At 51.3% G+C, this 16,211-nt stretch carries 16 protein-coding genes; 1 reads left to right on the top strand and 15 read right to left on the bottom strand.

Annotation, left to right across the window (positions count from 1 at the left end; genetic code table 11):
* Positions 1-37: 37 nt before the first annotated feature.
* Positions 38-1,687 carry a tetratricopeptide repeat protein gene (locus tag MTC_RS05740; RefSeq protein WP_014405745.1) on the bottom strand — a complete coding sequence of 550 codons (1,650 nt, stop codon included), beginning with the start codon at positions 1,685-1,687 and terminating at the stop codon, positions 38-40.
* A gap of 892 nt (positions 1,688-2,579) precedes the next feature.
* On the bottom strand, positions 2,580-3,749 hold the full coding sequence (locus MTC_RS05735; protein ID WP_158308493.1) for a hypothetical protein: 1,170 nt from the start codon (positions 3,747-3,749) through the stop codon (positions 2,580-2,582).
* A 220-nt stretch (positions 3,750-3,969) separates the two neighbouring features.
* Between MTC_RS05735 and cax the strand changes: the two genes are divergently transcribed.
* Positions 3,970-5,022 (top strand): calcium/proton exchanger, encoded by a 1,053-nt coding sequence (cax, locus tag MTC_RS05730; protein ID WP_014405743.1) that lies wholly within the window; start codon positions 3,970-3,972, stop codon positions 5,020-5,022.
* 2 nt (positions 5,023-5,024) lie between these two features.
* On the opposite strand, the gene pspAA is transcribed toward cax, so the two are convergent.
* The 13 genes from pspAA to MTC_RS05670 all read right to left on the bottom strand — a co-directional run bounded on the left by pspAA (position 5,025) and on the right by MTC_RS05670 (position 16,046).
* A complete protein-coding gene (gene pspAA / locus MTC_RS05725) occupies positions 5,025-5,303 on the bottom strand; it encodes a PspA-associated protein PspAA (RefSeq protein WP_014405742.1) in 279 nt (92 codons plus the stop codon).
* Complete coding sequence (locus MTC_RS05720) at positions 5,300-6,001, bottom strand: PspA/IM30 family protein (protein WP_014405741.1); 702 nt, start codon at positions 5,999-6,001, stop codon at positions 5,300-5,302. The genes pspAA and MTC_RS05720 overlap by 4 nt, the downstream gene beginning before the upstream one ends.
* A 54-nt stretch (positions 6,002-6,055) precedes the next feature.
* Complete coding sequence (locus MTC_RS05715; RefSeq protein WP_014405740.1) at positions 6,056-7,063, bottom strand: phosphotransferase family protein; 1,008 nt, start codon at positions 7,061-7,063, stop codon at positions 6,056-6,058.
* A complete protein-coding gene (locus MTC_RS05710) occupies positions 7,060-7,797 on the bottom strand; it encodes an HAD family hydrolase (protein ID WP_014405739.1) in 738 nt (245 codons plus the stop codon). The genes MTC_RS05715 and MTC_RS05710 overlap by 4 nt, the downstream gene beginning before the upstream one ends.
* A gap of 4 nt (positions 7,798-7,801) precedes the next feature.
* Complete coding sequence (gene phoU, locus MTC_RS05705) at positions 7,802-8,473, bottom strand: phosphate signaling complex protein PhoU (protein WP_014405738.1); 672 nt, start codon at positions 8,471-8,473, stop codon at positions 7,802-7,804.
* A 54-nt stretch (positions 8,474-8,527) separates the two neighbouring features.
* Positions 8,528-9,904, bottom strand: a complete 1,377-nt coding sequence (locus MTC_RS05700; protein WP_014405737.1) for an RCC1 domain-containing protein — start codon at positions 9,902-9,904, stop codon at positions 8,528-8,530.
* Between the two features lie 11 nt (positions 9,905-9,915).
* Positions 9,916-10,725 (bottom strand): ABC transporter permease, encoded by an 810-nt coding sequence (locus tag MTC_RS05695; RefSeq protein WP_014405736.1) that lies wholly within the window; start codon positions 10,723-10,725, stop codon positions 9,916-9,918.
* Positions 10,722-11,564, bottom strand: a complete 843-nt coding sequence (locus tag MTC_RS05690) for an ABC transporter permease (RefSeq protein WP_014405735.1) — start codon at positions 11,562-11,564, stop codon at positions 10,722-10,724. Before MTC_RS05690 ends, MTC_RS05695 begins: the two co-directional genes overlap by 4 nt.
* Before the next feature lie 69 nt (positions 11,565-11,633).
* Positions 11,634-12,113 carry a hypothetical protein gene (locus MTC_RS13050; protein ID WP_143767083.1) on the bottom strand — a complete coding sequence of 160 codons (480 nt, stop codon included), beginning with the start codon at positions 12,111-12,113 and terminating at the stop codon, positions 11,634-11,636.
* Between the two features lie 330 nt (positions 12,114-12,443).
* Positions 12,444-13,805: an RCC1 domain-containing protein gene (locus MTC_RS05685; RefSeq protein WP_014405734.1), complete on the bottom strand. Its 1,362-nt coding sequence runs from the start codon at positions 13,803-13,805 to the stop codon at positions 12,444-12,446.
* A gap of 88 nt (positions 13,806-13,893) precedes the next feature.
* Positions 13,894-14,676 carry an ABC transporter permease gene (locus MTC_RS05680; protein ID WP_272941621.1) on the bottom strand — a complete coding sequence of 261 codons (783 nt, stop codon included), beginning with the start codon at positions 14,674-14,676 and terminating at the stop codon, positions 13,894-13,896.
* A gap of 14 nt (positions 14,677-14,690) precedes the next feature.
* A complete protein-coding gene (locus MTC_RS05675) occupies positions 14,691-15,497 on the bottom strand; it encodes an ABC transporter permease (protein WP_048189072.1) in 807 nt (268 codons plus the stop codon).
* Positions 15,498-15,590: 93 nt separating this feature from the next.
* Positions 15,591-16,046 carry a hypothetical protein gene (locus tag MTC_RS05670; protein WP_014405731.1) on the bottom strand — a complete coding sequence of 152 codons (456 nt, stop codon included), beginning with the start codon at positions 16,044-16,046 and terminating at the stop codon, positions 15,591-15,593.
* Between the last annotated feature and the right edge of the window lie 165 nt (positions 16,047-16,211).

Raw genomic sequence — 16,211 nt, 5'->3', positions numbered from 1 at the left:
TGGTAAGACACCGTGCGGGAATAAAAGATTTTTGTGCTCACTCGCTGAGCATGCGGGATATCCCGGGATTTCGCCTCGCCATCTCCTGCTTGAGGGCCTCCGCATCCTCAAACCTGCCCTCAAGGGCCATCAACCGCTCGATCCTCGAAAATGAGAACAAAGCACCCTCCAGGTAATCACACATAAAAGAAATATTGAGGGCAGACTTAAAGTGCTCCAGCGCAAGCTTATATTCCCGCCTCGCCTCCAGGGCGAGGCCGATATTCGCAAGGTGGTTGGCAACGCCCTTATTATCATGCGTATCCTTATCGAGCTTTAAGGCCTTTTTAAGGTAGCCGATGGCACGGTCATATTCCATCATGTTTAAGTATATTATCCCCAGGTTGCCGTATGCTACAGACATGAGCGACTTAGCTGTATTGCCAGTCATGTAGCGGCCAATGTATTCGACGCCCTCGAACTCACGGATGGCGGCTTTAAGGTCGCCCTGCAGCATTGCGCATGTGCCGATGTTATTGCAGGCGCTCATGGCGTCCAGCTCGTCCTCAAGCCCATCCCTGGACAGCCTGAAGCATTCCATCGCCTCCTCAAGCCTATCCGTCTCATAATACACTATGCCCAGGTAAAACTGGGCGGTGGCGCGCATTCTCTTATCCCCTGCAACAGACGAACACCTCGATAGGGCGGCGATGGCCTTATCGAAGTCTTTCCTGCTAAGATGAATACAACTTTCAAGGATAAGGGCATACGCCCTTTTTTCCTCGTCATGGGCGTAGCTCAGCGCCCTCTCGTTATACTTGGCGGCAAGGTCCAGCCTCCCTAAAAGCATATAGTTCATAGCGATAATTGCGCAATGATCGTAGAGCAGCTCATCGTTTTTGGGGCTGGGCTCGAACCTTGACATGAGCTTCAACAGCTTTTGGGATGGAAATACATTGAAGAGTAGTATGCTAAGTGCCGCCAGGAGGTCGGCCTTTTCGGGCTCCTTGCCCGAGTATAGCTGCAGCCCTGAAAGTGCCAGAAGGAGCGGCTTTATCTCAATGAGCTTCTGCTCGGCGCCCATCGCCTTAAAATAGCCTGGGTGCCCGGCCACCTTGTTCATGATATTGACTATGGCCCTGCAGTTATCCCGCGTTATGACGCTATCCATGTACTTGTCAAGGAGCGCCTGAATCTGATGGGACAGGGTATCGTAGCCGTGCCTTCTATACGCAAAGCTCAGCTCGCCCAGGCGCCTGCTGGGAAGCTCCTTAAGCTCTATGAGGTAGTCCTTAATGGCCGGGTTGTCGAGGGCTATGTCCTCCTTTTTAAGCCCATGTAAAGATATTACGGCCTCCAGGGCGGCCCTGAACCACCTGGCAAAGCGCTTGAAGCGGATGTAGAACTCATCGAATGGCTCCCCTGCGAATGTATTATTTGTGGATAGCCTTTCAAATACGTCTCGTGATAGGGACTCTATTTGGCGCCATCCGGCGGGCTTCATGGATAAATCGGCCTCCATCACCGCCTTAATGATGGCGTCTACGATTTCCGGAGGATACCTGTCCTTTAGCGCCCTCATGGAGGAATTTATCAGCTCGAGGGACCGCTCACTGTCCGGGCTGGACGAAAGCTTATCGGCCATGGCATCATCGATCGTGGCCCCGAGCCGACCTCCAAGCTCCTTGATAGTCGCCCAACCAAGCATAGCCAAACCACAAAAATATCTTCGCATTTGGGCGTTTATAAGTTGGGAGAAAAACAGCTATCATTTGTAATCATCGGGCACGGTTATCGCGGCATCTGGAATTATTAATACTTTTCAAAAAGCGGACCAAGCCACCACAAACATACCGGCAAACAGCAAGTAACAATAACACCAATATACAACGCACCATGCCCAGCTTTTCGCCATATAATGGATTGAAGTTCTAGAAAGATGCCTTTCTTATATATTAATTATTTAATCTGACATGTGGGAACATGTTATTGAGGGGTATATGTGGTGTGAGGGTATAGGATGATCATGCTGGCTTTGGCATCTTGCCATCATAGCCGTTACAGTCATCGCCCGGAGTGCGCCCCGGTCGCTCTGGCATCACCCGCTGTAATGCCCGGTGCTGGACCATTGAAATCACCCCGCACTTGCACCTTCCCTCAAAAAGGGAAGGCTTAATTGATTTTTTGGCCGATCTTGTGGGCGCATTCCACCTCCCCTCATCTTATATATTGTGCTTTTTATCACATCAAGGGGCTGGCATCGCGTTCATAGCAGGACCGGCCCGCACAAAGCCCTAAAGGTTTTTGGGTTGGGGATTCCAGGCGCCCACGAGCTTCTCAGGCTTAGGACGTGACCCGTATAAAATGAGGATTCTCGGCCCTTCCACACCACCATGACAGCGTGTCTAGCAGGTTCAAGCGAGAACCAGGAGACGAGCAACAATAAGGCAAATTCAGGCGCTCCGCCAGCTAGTCCATGACAAAAACCCCAGAACAACCACCATAAACTAATTTCGCAACAGCCTCTGGAATAAAGATAAGCGGTGCACGGCAGCCTGACCGTGCACGCTTTGCGTGTCTATTTTAGAGGATGCGGATTTTCAGGGCTTTTTTGTCGTTATCGGCATCCTGGTCGCGATGGGCATGCCTCCGCCGCCCGGCCTGTACGTTGTGGTGATGGGCTTCTTTGTCGTGATCACTCCGCCGCCCCCGCCGGCTGTCGGCTTAAAGGTCGTGATAGGCTTGTACGTGCTGACGGGTTTTTTGGTCGGTACGATGGCCGATGATATGGGCTTTTTGGTCGCGATGGCCGATAAGACCGGCTTCTTGGTTGGCGATGGCGTAAGGCTGGCCGCATGAGTCACTGTAGGCGATACGGTCGGCATCTTGGTAGGCGATACAGTAGGCGATACAGTCGGCATCTTAGTAGGCGATACAGCAGGCGATACAGTCGGCATCTTAGTAGGCGTCACCGACGGCGGTAAAGGAGTCACCGTAACCACTGGCATAGGCACGGGCACAGGCACCGGATAAAACACGGGCCACACCGCCGGAAACGCGATAGGCGCTATAATCGGGTATACGACTGGCGGCGTAACCACGATTGTCGGGCCCGCGACGACGTTATAATTAATGCTCGTGTAGTAATTATTCTGGATATTCATGATAAACGTGTTAACCAGATTGTAGACCTGCGGGAAGCCTACCGTGTAAACTCTCATGGCCGAAGAATCGACGACCACCGACATCGGCTGGCTCAGGTTAAACACGTTTGCCTGGCCATCCGGCATGATGACCTGAAGGCTCTGCACCTGGAAAGTCGCCTGCGCGCCCTGGGCGCCCTGCTGCGCGAGCTGCGCGAGCACCATAAGCGAATTAACCGAAGGCCTGAGTATTGTATACAGGTCGCTCATGCTGGCCTGCTGTGTCGATTGAATGGACGACTGAAGCTTGCTGACGTCGACCTGCACGTTGTTGTTGCCCGTGTCCATGATGCCCGGCATCGCCTGGCTTAGCGTGTAAACGGTGGCCGCCTGCGACTGCTGATCCACGATGGCAAAGCCATTAACCTGGAAGTATATCTGGCTTCCTTGCTGCGATGCGATGCTGACCGATAAAGCTATGGTGTTCGTCCCTGGCCCCAGGCTTATGCCCCCGAGTATGGCGTATCCCCCCTCAGTCCCCTGGCCTGCCGGCGGGTATTGTTGGCCGATGACGCTGTTTATGGCCATTAGTAGCCCCACGCTTACCATAGTGATAACGAATAGCATAGCCAGGGGCTTTTTAATCCTGGATAAATCCAATTAATCCACCCGGGTGCATGTTTTGCCTGCGAGGTTTATATTATTATTCAATTTATTTTTATAATAAACAGGATGTGTTATGTAACTAATTTGGCCAGAGTTAAGACCGTTTTTAAGCGCATATTCGCCCATGGCAATGGCAATCTGCGGATAAGCTTATATACTGCCCTTGAGGTATTAATGGTACATGGCCAAGCTCAACTTCGATGCCATCCTGGGCGTTTTGCTCATCTTCATCCCGATTAGCATAGTCATGGAATTGCTCCATGCGAATAGTATACTGTTGTTCGTTTCGGCCGCCCTGGCCATCATCCCTCTGGCCGGGTTCATGGGGAAGGCCACCGAGGAGCTCTCCAAGCAGGTCGGGGCCGGCATCGGCGGGCTGCTGAACGCAACTTTTGGAAATGCCACCGAGCTGATAATAGCAATCTTCGCCCTTCAGGCAGGCCTTTTCGAGGTCGTGAAGGCCTCGCTCACGGGCGGCATCATAGGAAACATGCTCCTCATAACCGGCTGCAGCATGTTCTTTGGCGGCCTCAACAGGGAGAAGCAGACGTTCAACTCCAGAGTGCAGGGCGTCAACTCCACGATGCTTGCCCTGGCGGCGGTGGGCCTCATCATGCCCGCCCTCGTCTCCCATATCTTTGACTTCAACACGGTGGAGACGCTAAGCCTGGGCATATCAGCCATCCTGCTCATCACATATGTCTGCAGCCTCGTCTTCTCGCTACGAACCCACAGGCACCTCTACGACTGCGAGGGGGAGGAGTGCAAACCGCAATGGCCGAAAAGCAAGGCTATCCTGGTATTGCTGGCCACGACTATAATAATAGCCCTGGAAAGCGAGCTCCTCGTCGGGGCGGTGGAGCCGGTGAGCCAATCCCTGGGCCTTACAGAGCTTTTCATAGGCGTCATCGTGGTCGCGATAATAGGCAACGCGGCGGAGCACAGCACGGCCATAATTATGGCGATGAAGAATAACATGGACCTTAGCCTCGGCATAGCGATGGGGTCGAGCACCCAGATAGCCCTTTTAATCGCCCCCGTGCTTGTTTTTATAAGCTGGCTGTGGGGCAACCCGATGAGCCTGGTCTTCAACGAGTTCGAGGTGGTCGCCGTCATAGCCGCCGTAATAATAGCCAACATGATATCGGCTGACGGGGAGTCGAACTGGCTCGAAGGGGCTCAGCTTATCGCGCTGTATGCCATGATGGCGGCCGTGTTCTTCCTCATCAGGTAGGCCTAGCCGGGGATGAGCCCCTCCCCTGTAAATATTTTTTGTGCCTCCTCAAAGGTGAGGTCGGCGGGCGGTATGATGAGATCCGACTCCTTCAGGGTCTTAACGTCCATGGGCACCCCATTTTTCCGGACCAGCGCGATAAGCTCCCCATATTTCTCCTTAAAGCCCTCCCGGTCCCCCTTCGCGATGAGCTTCACTATCTCGTTATCAAGCCTGTTGATGTCATCGTAATACAAAGACGGCACTATGTACTGGTTCTCGTTCATGATACGTATAATCATCGCCCAACCTCCTGCTTCAGAGTCTCCAGCTCCCTCTTCACCGCGGCCTCATTCTTAATCTTGGTTAATTCTTTTTCTACGAGGTCCTTATTCCCGAGCACGTCTTCGATGGTGCCCTGCTCCACCATGGTGTCGAGCGCCTCGCTGCGGGCCTGCATCTCCTCGGTCTTATCCCTCGCCCTCTGGACGGCATAGCCCACGTCGGCCATCTCCTCTCCGATGCCCGTCGTCGCCTCGGTTATCTTCACCTTCGCCTCGGCAGCAGTATACTGCGCCTTAATCGTCTCCTTCTCGGCGCGGAAAAGCTCGATCTTCGCGTCAAGCTTTCGTGCGGTATCGGCCAGCTTATCCTCCTGCCTCTTCAAGTCCTCTATCTGCGCCGTCAGGCTGTCAACCTGCGCCATCATGTCCATCTTCCTCTGCAGCGCTATCGAGGCCAGGTCGTCCCTCCCAGCAGCTACCGCCTCGCGGGCCTGCTCGTTGAGCCTCTGTATGCCCGCCTCCAGCTTGCTCTTCTGAAGCTCCAGCCTCTTCCTGGCCGTTATGACGCTGGCTATGCCCTTCTTGACGTCGGCCTGCAATTCAAGCTGCCTCTTATATGAATAGTCGAGCGTCTCCCTCGGATCCTCGAACGTGTCGAGGAGCCTGCTCAGCTTCGCCTTGATGGTGGCTGTGAGCCTGCCTAACAGTCCTGCCATAAAAGATCACTATGTTTATCATACGACTTTCATCTATAAACTTGTTTTCGGGCCTTACCTTTTGAATCGTTTTAGGCTTTTAAGGCATTCTTTAGCGTGAAAGGCGAGCCTTCGCTTATAGGGCTGGCTAAAGTAAGGCTGCCGGGCGATGCGAAGCAGCGAGTTGGCCATATACAAAGGATTGCGCTTGGTCAGGCGGATGAACGTGCCTAGCTGGTCTCTAAAATTGCCCGCGTATGTCCAGTATAGGTGACCTATGAAAGGGTCTGCGCTATACGGGTCTCCGCTATAGTACATGGCGTAGTGGAATAGCTCGCCGGCCATCGTGCCAAGGTCATATGCCGGGTCCTTGTAGGCCGCCCGCTCCATGTCTATGACGTATAGCCGGCCGCTATTATACAAAAAATTTGAGGGGTTAACGTCGCCGTGTACCAGCGACCTCTTTTCATCACCAAAGAAACCGTAGAAGCACGCCTTCTCAATGAGGTGCTTCATCGCATGAAGCTCGCCGGGCGTCATGGCCCCCTCACGGCTCGCCTGGCAGGCGTGCCTGGCCACCTCGCCTTCAATGCTCGAAGGGTCGACCCTCCACGGCTTCTTAGAGCTTTTATGCAATAATGCGAGAAAGCCAGCGAGCATGGTCAGCTTTTCGTATAGCGCCCCATCTTTCCAGCGTGACATCGCCTCCTTCATGTAATGGCCAAGCACCGTTCCATGCGCGTATTGCTCCACAAAAAAGCCCCCATCCCTGCTTTTATAGAGAGGCCTGGCGACGTGAACCCAGGAATGATGGTTTATCAGCCTATCGGCCTGCTTCAGGCGCTCATACTCTTTTTCCATATACCTGGACGCTTTTTCATGGCCATCATCCAGGAACGATTTCAATATGAACTTCTTATGGCTCCTGCCATCGTACACGAGGTATACTTCGTGGGATCCTCCCAGCCTGGTCACGTAAAGCTCGGGATGGCTGGCGATGCCGGTGGCCTTCCACAGCTCGCGTTCCTTTAAGAACTTATAAAGCCTGGAGCGCTTGCTTATGTCGCCCTTTATCCTGGTCATCGCTTTTCAAGTTCCCCCAATACTTCGTTTAGCTGGCCGATGTATTCGATTGTAAAGTCCGGGGCGACTATGTCCCTATCCTTTTTCCCATGCTTAGTCATGATGAGCACGCCCACCATGCCCGCGTCCTTCGCACCCTTTATGTCCCTCATGGTATCGTTGCCCACGTAGACCGATTCCTCGGGCCTTGCCCCGAGCCTCCTCAGGCATTCGCTGAAGAGCCGCACGTCGGGCTTCCTGAACCCGAACTCGGCTGACACGACGATTGCGTCGAAAAAATCGTGGATGCCCAGCATCCTCAGCTCGGGGTATGCGTGGTCTACCTGGGAATCGGATACTATGCCAAGCCTGTACCTGGGCTTCAGGCCCGCCAGCGTCTCATAGACGCCCCTGTAGAGCCTTATCCTCTCCACGGTAAGGGCCCTGTGGAGCTTGGCTATGTCCGGCACGATGCTCGATTTATCGATATCCGGGCCCGAGTAGGCGTACTGGTTCTCCCTCAGTATGTCATACCACAGCCGACGATAGTCGGCCTCAGGGTAGGGCTCCTTGCTCTGCTTTTTCTGGAGCGCCTTCTTCTCGAAAAAGAACCACTTAAGCTCGTCAGCGGAGAGGTAGACCCCATGGTATTTCAGGTATGATGCGAGCCGGCGATAGACATCCTTATCCTCCTCGTCGGTCCTGACGTCTATCAGGGTTGTATAGATGTCCGAGATGACGGCCTTTATCTTCATGATATCAAGGGAACGCCGGAACGTAGACTGCCTCGTCGCGGCGGACGAGCCTGCCTGTCTCCATGTAGGATATGTCCTCGGCTATGTTGGTGATGTGATCGCCAATCCTCTCAAGCGCTCTTGCGGCAACGGTCATGTACATGACATTCGTTATAAGCTTCGGCTCGCCTAGCACGGACGATATCGAGCTGATGAAGACCTCCTCGTAGAGGCGGTCTATTTCCCCGTCCTCCCTAAAGATGCCCTCTATGTCAATTGACGACTTTTCTATGTATGCCGCTATGCAGGAGTCGAGCATATGGAGAGCCCTGCCGGCCATTTTCTCGATATCAAGGGATGTAGCGGTCAGGGGCTTGTTGGCAACGGCCAGCGTCACCCCCGCGATTGCCACGCAATAGTCCCCTATCCTCTCCACATCAGTGATAAGCTTAAACGTGGCCGCTATCATCCTGAGCCTTCCGCCCTCAACGCCCTCTCCGAGCATCTCCAGGCAGGCGTTATCCACCCTTGCCTCCAGCTCATTGACCTGCCTCTCCCTTTTTAGCACCTCGTTTGCCAGGTCCACGTCCCTGTCGTCGAGCGACCTCACCGATTCCTCAAGGGACCTCCTCACCAGCCTCATGGCCTCAAGGACATCGGCCCTTAAGGACTCTATCCTCTCATCCTGCGCAGCCATATGCATCCATTACAATATAAAATACTTTATTATTAATATAATATCATAATGCTCTTATCTTTTTATAAATAAAAAGTATATGGCTCCAGCTACGATGATGACGAAGAGCAGTGAAAAAGCTACCAAAATTGAAAGAAAGCCATTTCGGATGCCTTCGCCATTTGAGGCCGATGACATGGCTGGAGACGGGCTATCGTTCGGTGCTATCACCCCTGAAGGCGATGGAGACGGCACTCCTCCCGGACCAAGCACCTTGATGGGCACGCGAATTTGCGAAACGAACGTGCCATTTCCCGCCTCCCCATAGCTCCCGTCTCCGCATACCCACACGCTCCCATCATCCTTTAAAAACAAGGAATTACTGTAATGGGAGCTTATCGCGACCACACCGTTAAAACCAGGAAGCTCCATGGGCGTAGACGCCCCATAATAATAAGGGCCATTGGAGATTAAGTCGCTGGCTAGCTGGCCGCTCGCATCATTCCCCCATATCCACACGGTGCCATCGTCTTTTAAGGCCATTGAGCCTCCTCCGCCGCAGGCTTGAACAGCTGTGATGTTAGAAAAACCCTTAGCTTCCACCCGATAAGGATTAAACTGCTCCGTGCTAGCAGGCGTATCCCAGCCCCACACACTGCCATCATCCCTAAGAAAGAGCACGTGGCTCGACGCCTCATCCATGTCTATAGCTATTACTCCCTTAAGGCCGGGAATCTGGAAAGGCGTAGGACTACCGATATCCATGCATCCAGGCTCAGCGGCCGCGCCCGAAAAAGTAGTGCCCCATGTCCACACCGTGCCATCCTCCCCGATAGCAAAAGAGCCACCCCATATAGATGCAATATTAGATAACCCCTTTACCTGGACTGGTAATGAGCGGTCTACCCTGGTTCCATCGCCCAGCTGTCCTCCCCAATTACATCCCCACGCCCACACCGTGCCATCACTCTTAAGGGCCAGGCCATTCAAGCCGGCAGATATAGCCGTAACGTTCTGCAGGCCCTCCACCTGGACTATGCTAATATTACCCCTTCTCGTGCCAGGACCATACCCCCACGTCCACACGGTGCCATCATTTTTAAGGGCCAGGCCAAAATCGCCGCCGGCAGCTATGGCGGTCACATCGCTAATCGGCACCTGAACCGGTACTGGCTCAATCCAATAATACTCCTCCACCGTGTGACCAGGCAACAAAGCCGGCTCCCCACAATACATTTTACCCCACGTCCACACCGTACCATCATCCCTCAAAGCCAATAAAGAACAATCCCCAACCGCCACAGATACAAACCGATGCGAACCACACGAGCCCGAGGCGTTAGCGCTGCCCGGCGAGCCTGCCTGCGATACGGCGGCAGTCTGCACAGCGATGAATAAGAGCTCTAGCGCTACACACAAGCTTATGGCTACAAAGCCGCAATTCTTGCTCATTCTCGTTCTCCTCATATTTCTTCACGGTTGAATATCATGCTATCAACCAGCATTATGATGATAACGTAAAGCACCAACAGCGTTATGTATGGCCAGCTGTAGTTTATCCACTCTCCCAGAGGGAGAGCGGTGTCTTGCAGGCCGCTTCCTTTGACGTTGATGAGGGGGTTCCAGAATATCTGGACTGGGTCAAAGCGCCTTAAAGCCCCAAAGAATGGATCAGATGGAGCTATGAATCCATATGAGTACCACTCGTAACAAAAATATGCGAGCGATGCAACCAACGCCGCACCTTTACTAAATAGAATACTAAAAAGCGCTACCACGCCTAGCGTAAAGCAACAGTAAGCGAACAATAAAAAGATGAACAGGCTCATCCGTATGATCACCTCCATCATTGACCCGATGTTACCATAAACAACGATTAGCGACGATACGAAGGAGACAAAAGTTATCGTCATCAGCAAAAGGAGGAGCGCGGCTATGCCAGTAAGCTTGCCAAGGATAAGGTCTCTACGGTAGAGAGGCTTGGCGAGCATGACCCCCAACGACCCCTTCGAGCGCTCATCCGCAATGGATACGACGCCCAGGCACAAGGTCAGTAAAACGAAGAACCCGCCCATAAACGGGTTAACAAATCCGACATCACTCAGGATGGCCCTTGCATAGTCAATTGGCATGTCATAGCCCCTAATTGTGCCGATAACTCCAAGATCGTTCACTAAAGTATAAACAACCATGAGCCCCATGAATAAAACGATAATCGGATTTCTCGCCACCATGGAGAACTCATTCCTGGCAACTACAAGCAGCGCATTCATGCGACGTCCCTCCTGAGAAAAGCGATGTAGGCCAACACGATGGCGGTAAAGCAATATAAGAATAACATGAAGAACTGGGACCACCAGTTGGCTAAAACGCCTTGAATGCTATTCTGGCTAAGCATAAAATAAAGCATATTATGAACAGAAAAGCCGCCAATGAAATATCCGATTTCATCGCCGACAAGTAATCCGATATTTCCTGCGAATGAAACATTATCTATCAATACAAAAAGTATCACCCATATGAACAGGCTGATGAACAACGCTAGACTCTGGTTCTTGAAGAGTAGGCACATCAACAAAGTGATAGAATAAGTGAGCATAATGCAAAGCAGCGACAACACAAGGACTAATGGCAAATAGCTGATAAAAGTCGGAATGTAGATACTTAGCAACGGGCCAAGAGCATCCCTAACCACTATGCTATATATCGACATGGCCACAAAGTAAAAAGCTGAGGTAAACCCGAATAGGCATAACACAAAGCCCAATCCCCCTAGAAGCTTACCATTGATGATCGTATCCCGATATAGTGGTTTAACCAGTAAAGTGTTTAACGCCTTTCCATCCACCTCGGAGGCAACGGCGACGAACCCGAGCACAATGCCCACGATGGAGCCGGAATAGCACAACGTGTAGGCAAAATCCACGAAAATGCCGCTGGCAACGTTATCAAAGCGAGAAAGTATCGAAGGCCAGCCATCAAAAGGATAAACCATGTTAAAGAGAATAAAGTAAGAGGTGATAGCATACCACGCAAGAACTATCAGCATCAGCCTGCTGCTAGCCAGGTCAGTAAATTCCTTTCTTGCTACCATTATTGCATTATTCATCATATATACACCTTTTCATGCCTTCGTATACCTTTCAGCATGTGAAATTAAAGGAAAAATTAAAATTTTTACTCACACATTATAAGACTGCTCAACGAATTGAGGCCCGCTTGAAGATATCGCCATAGATTTATAACTCGTCCCATAGCAATGGCTTACATATATGCAATGCCAGCCAGGAGCATTAGACACTGTACGGCTACCCGTATAATACCCAGATTGGGGGTATCTTTGGGTAGATTGACCATAAGTCATAGCATAATTGATGTACGTATCCTGTTCATTTTGCATGTTTTGGTCGTAGGTGGCAAGTGTTGGATAATAAGTGCCTCCAAGTTGATTTTCCCAGGAGTTATCCCACATGAGCGTTGAGCATCCAGGAACTGTTGGCTCAGAAGTCTGGGTAATATAAGAAGCCCATTGAGCATAGTTCGGATTTTTTAATTGTGAGCTGTCGCTGCCCGGCCAGGTGTTTGCGAATGCTGTGCCGCTTGCGATGACCGCAAGCATTAAGCCGGATAGGGCCAATACTAGTGTTTTGTTCGGTTTCATTGTATCACTCTCCATAGTGTGCACATGAAATCGCCGCCTTCGGGGACTCGGCACGGAAACAAAGGTTTAGATGACCGTTCACCATGCACGAGCCTCTGAAGGCATTAAATCTCATACGTCCGTTTTTCAAATGATTAAAAAGCAATTAAATTATTTATATTTAACCAGGACCACCAACAACGTACCAACAACGTACCAACGGCCCATAAAAAATGCTCGCCTATACGCCTAAAACCCAAAATCCTCCCTCATGGGCGTCAGGTAGCCTGATTTGGGCGCGTCGCCACTTAAGCCTCCAGGGAGAATAGTCCCACGCTCCCGCCATGTTTTTCATGAGTTTCTACTTTTCCGCAAAGCAGAGTATACGAGGCCGCCCGAGGATAACAGGCAGATCATCGTGATAATCGTCGAAAGATCGAAGCCACTGCTCCGCGACGGGCCCGGCGATAGCGTATCATTAGCCTGCGCCATGGACACCACACCTTGAGAACCCAGTACCCTTACCGGCACGCGCTTATCATTCTCATCGTTCTGCGAGTCAAGTACCCAGTCAGACCTCGTCCCATCACCGATCTGCCCACAATTATTAGCTCCGCACGTCCAGACGCTCCCGTCCTTCTTGAGAAATACCGTGTTAAAGCTTCCGGAAGCGATGGCTATGACGTCGCTCATCCCAGGTACCTGGGTGGGAACAGCCTTGGCATCAAAAGATTTGCCATCGCCATGTTTGCCGAAATTATTATACCCCCATACCCACACGGTCCCATCGTTCTTTAAAGCAACGCTGGCGGACGATACTGATTTGACATTTATGAGACCCCGAGCTTGTACGGGGGTCGTGATAAAAGGCGCATTTATTTCGATCATCGTGCCATCACCAAGGGTGCCATAGCCACTATGCCCCCAACTCCACACGGTGCCATCCTCTTTGACGAACACCGTATGACTGATGCTCGTATCGATATCCCTCACGTTTTTTAGGCCCTGGATCTGGAATGGTATGCCCTCGCGACCCATGAACATGGCCATGCTGCTCTCATTGCCCTCGTCCACGCCGAATAACCCGGGCCGCCATGACCACACGGTGCCATCCTCTTTTATAGCGAGAGCCGCTCCTTTTATGGCTACGACATCTGTCAACCCTTTCACCATTACTGGAGTATATCGGTTTTCCCGCGTACCGTCGCCGAGCTGGCCAATATTGTTCATTCCCCATGCCCACACGGTCCCGTCGTTCTTTAGCGCGATCGTGTAGCCGTTGCCGGCGGAGATGGACTCTACGTTATTCAGGCCGACGACTTGTACTGGCGTCAGCGGCTCGCTCGCTCGGGTTCCGTCGCCCAGCTCGCCCCAATAGTTATAGCCCCATGCCCACACGGTTCCATCACTCTTCAGCGCGACGCTATGATCTGTGCCCGATGATATCGCTGTCACGTTTTCTATGGGTACTTGTACCGGCGTCGTCTGATCATACCATTCACAGCTACCGTTCTCGTAGCCCCAATAGATCCTTCCCCAGGTCCACACGGTGCCGTTTTCACTGAGCGCCATGACGTTGCTTGAGCTGCAGGATACTGCGACGAACCTGTCGGATGATGCTTCGGCCATTGGGAGAGCCGCCCCAATGGCGAGGAAGGCCAGCAATAGAAATGTTTGACATAGTAGAGATGCCGGCCCAGTTTTATTACTCATGCGATAATCTCCTCTAGTTCTACTTTTTCATGCGATGATCGTTTTAAGCCTAGATTCGAATTACTATCGGATAGCCTGTACATCGCGATCATCCCTCTTTTCTCGCGAACAAGACGCAATCGATCAGCACCAGGATAATGGCCTCCGCCAATAGCAATACAATATATGGTAGCGCGTTGCCAAGCCACCGGTCAAACGGTAATGTCAGCGTAAACAGGTCATTGCCACGCACACAGCTTGCTTTCACAAACAGGTCCACAGGAATGATGACGATGAGATCGCGGAATGACTGCGGAATCAGGTTTGTCTGGGTCAGCCAGCTGAACGATATATACGCCAGCGAGACTACTAGTGCCTCTTCTTTGCTAAGCATAATCCCCAGAAGCATCACCAGTCCGAGCGTAACGCTACAGCTCAGAGACGAGACGAATGTAAACGCTCCCAGCCTCCATACCAGCTCGCTGACGGATTCCGGGCCTCCGTATACCAGGATGACTAGAGAGGAAATTAAAGCAATAGCCAGTGCCAGTGCGATGAGCAGGAATGTGCCGATTCCCAGGAATTTTCCTATTATGATGTCCCTCCGGTATAACGGTTTGGCAAATAAAACCCTGAACGAGTTACTCGACTGCTCATCGGCAACGGAAACGATGCCGACACACATAGAAAAGAACGCGAAGAAGACCGAGAGCATCCAGTAGAAGTTTCCGATGCCCATATAGAAGAATATGAAGTCATGTTCCTCGAAATGAATCGATGGTAAACTGGCAGAGCACCCCATAGCGTAGACGGTGGCGAATACCAGTATCAAGACGCCGAAAACCACCGCGATCGGGTTTCTAACTATGCGGTTAAACTCGTTTTTAGCCACCAAGAAAATAGCTTTCACGAGACATCTCTCCTCAAGAACGCGATGTACGATAATATTAGCCCGATGGTACAGTATAAAAATAGCTTGAACACTTCGAGCCCGCTCTCGGCAAGAACACTTTGAAGATCCATATTTTCCAGGATAAAATATAGCATCGTGCTGGGGGACATGCCACTGACGAGTAAAAGTATCGACTGGCTATTGCCAAAGAAGTACGAGATCGAGCCCGCAAAAATATCGCTTGATATCAAGCGGAAGAGCACTATCCATGCTAAAAATCCCACGAATAGTGCCAGGCTCTGTTCCCTGAACAGGAGACAGGCGAGCATGGATATGGAGAAGAAGAACAGCATGCACAGCATGTAAAGGAGAAACGATAAAGACAAACCGCCAACGAACGCCATCACCGCGTTCCGCGAGCCATTGGTGACCAAAGATATCCCGGACACGTACAGGATCGTGACGAGCAGGTAGATACATACCATGAATCCGCCTGCGCCGAGGAGCTTGCCGTTAATAATCGTATCGCGATATAACGGCTTCGATAGTAAAGTGTTCAAAGCTTTACCGCTCGTTTCCACGGATATCGACGAGAAACCAAGCACCACGGCCACTAGAGTGCCATAATAGCAGAGCGTATAAACATAGTCCACGAAATAGTTCTGAACAGGATCGGAGATGCCTAGACTATTCACCGATTGAGCCGTACCGTAAAACGACAGGAAAAATATGGCCATATACCACACCATGATAAATATGATAAGCCTGCTATTAAGAAGATAAGAAAACTCCTTCCGCGCAACAAATAACGTATTAGACATCTGGCTGCCAATCCGTTTTAAGTTGACTCTCACTTCGAACAACTCGCCGTTCTTTCTTTGCCGTCTATTAAAAATGTAAATAATGTTTTTACATTATACCGTATAGTAGTGCGTCACCGATACCCTGACGTCCGATCCACCCCTGTTTAGACCATAGAAGTGATCCACGTTTACGCTGTGCGACCCTGACGTAGTTTCAGCAGTTAACCGGTCATCAAGCTCGGTTCCGTCCGGACACCACGCATAACGGTAATCCAGCCTCGTTGCTCTTTCGAGGCGGTACCTGTCTCCGCCATCGTCTCGAATTGCGTCGAGTGTCGGGTAGTATGAGCTAGATGGAAATTCATTGTCGAACGTGTTCTGCCAGGTGATTTCTGATCCGCCAGCGATATGAGGAGTCCCTTCCGAATTGTCATACCACGTCGCCTTACTGCTGCTAGTCAGCTGAGACCAGTCTACCTGATTCCACGTCCATGCGAATGCTGTGCCGCTTGCGATAACCGCAAGCATTAAGCCGGATAGGGCCAATACTTTCAATGGATTCTTCATGTTCACACATCCCTTGTGTGTGCACGTGAAACCGCCGCCCGTGAGGACTATTGCATGGTGGACATGCTCAGATCATTCATCATGTAATAGCCCCAAGGGCTTTAATCTCATATGCACGTTTTTCAAATGATTAAAAAGCAATTAAATTATTTATATTTAACGAGG

The sequence above is a fragment of the Methanocella conradii HZ254 genome, assembly GCF_000251105.1.
GTDB classification, from domain to species: domain Archaea; phylum Halobacteriota; class Methanocellia; order Methanocellales; family Methanocellaceae; genus Methanocella; species Methanocella conradii.
The sequence above is the reverse complement of the archived record's forward strand: the minus strand, read 5'-3'. Positions and strand labels throughout refer to the sequence as shown.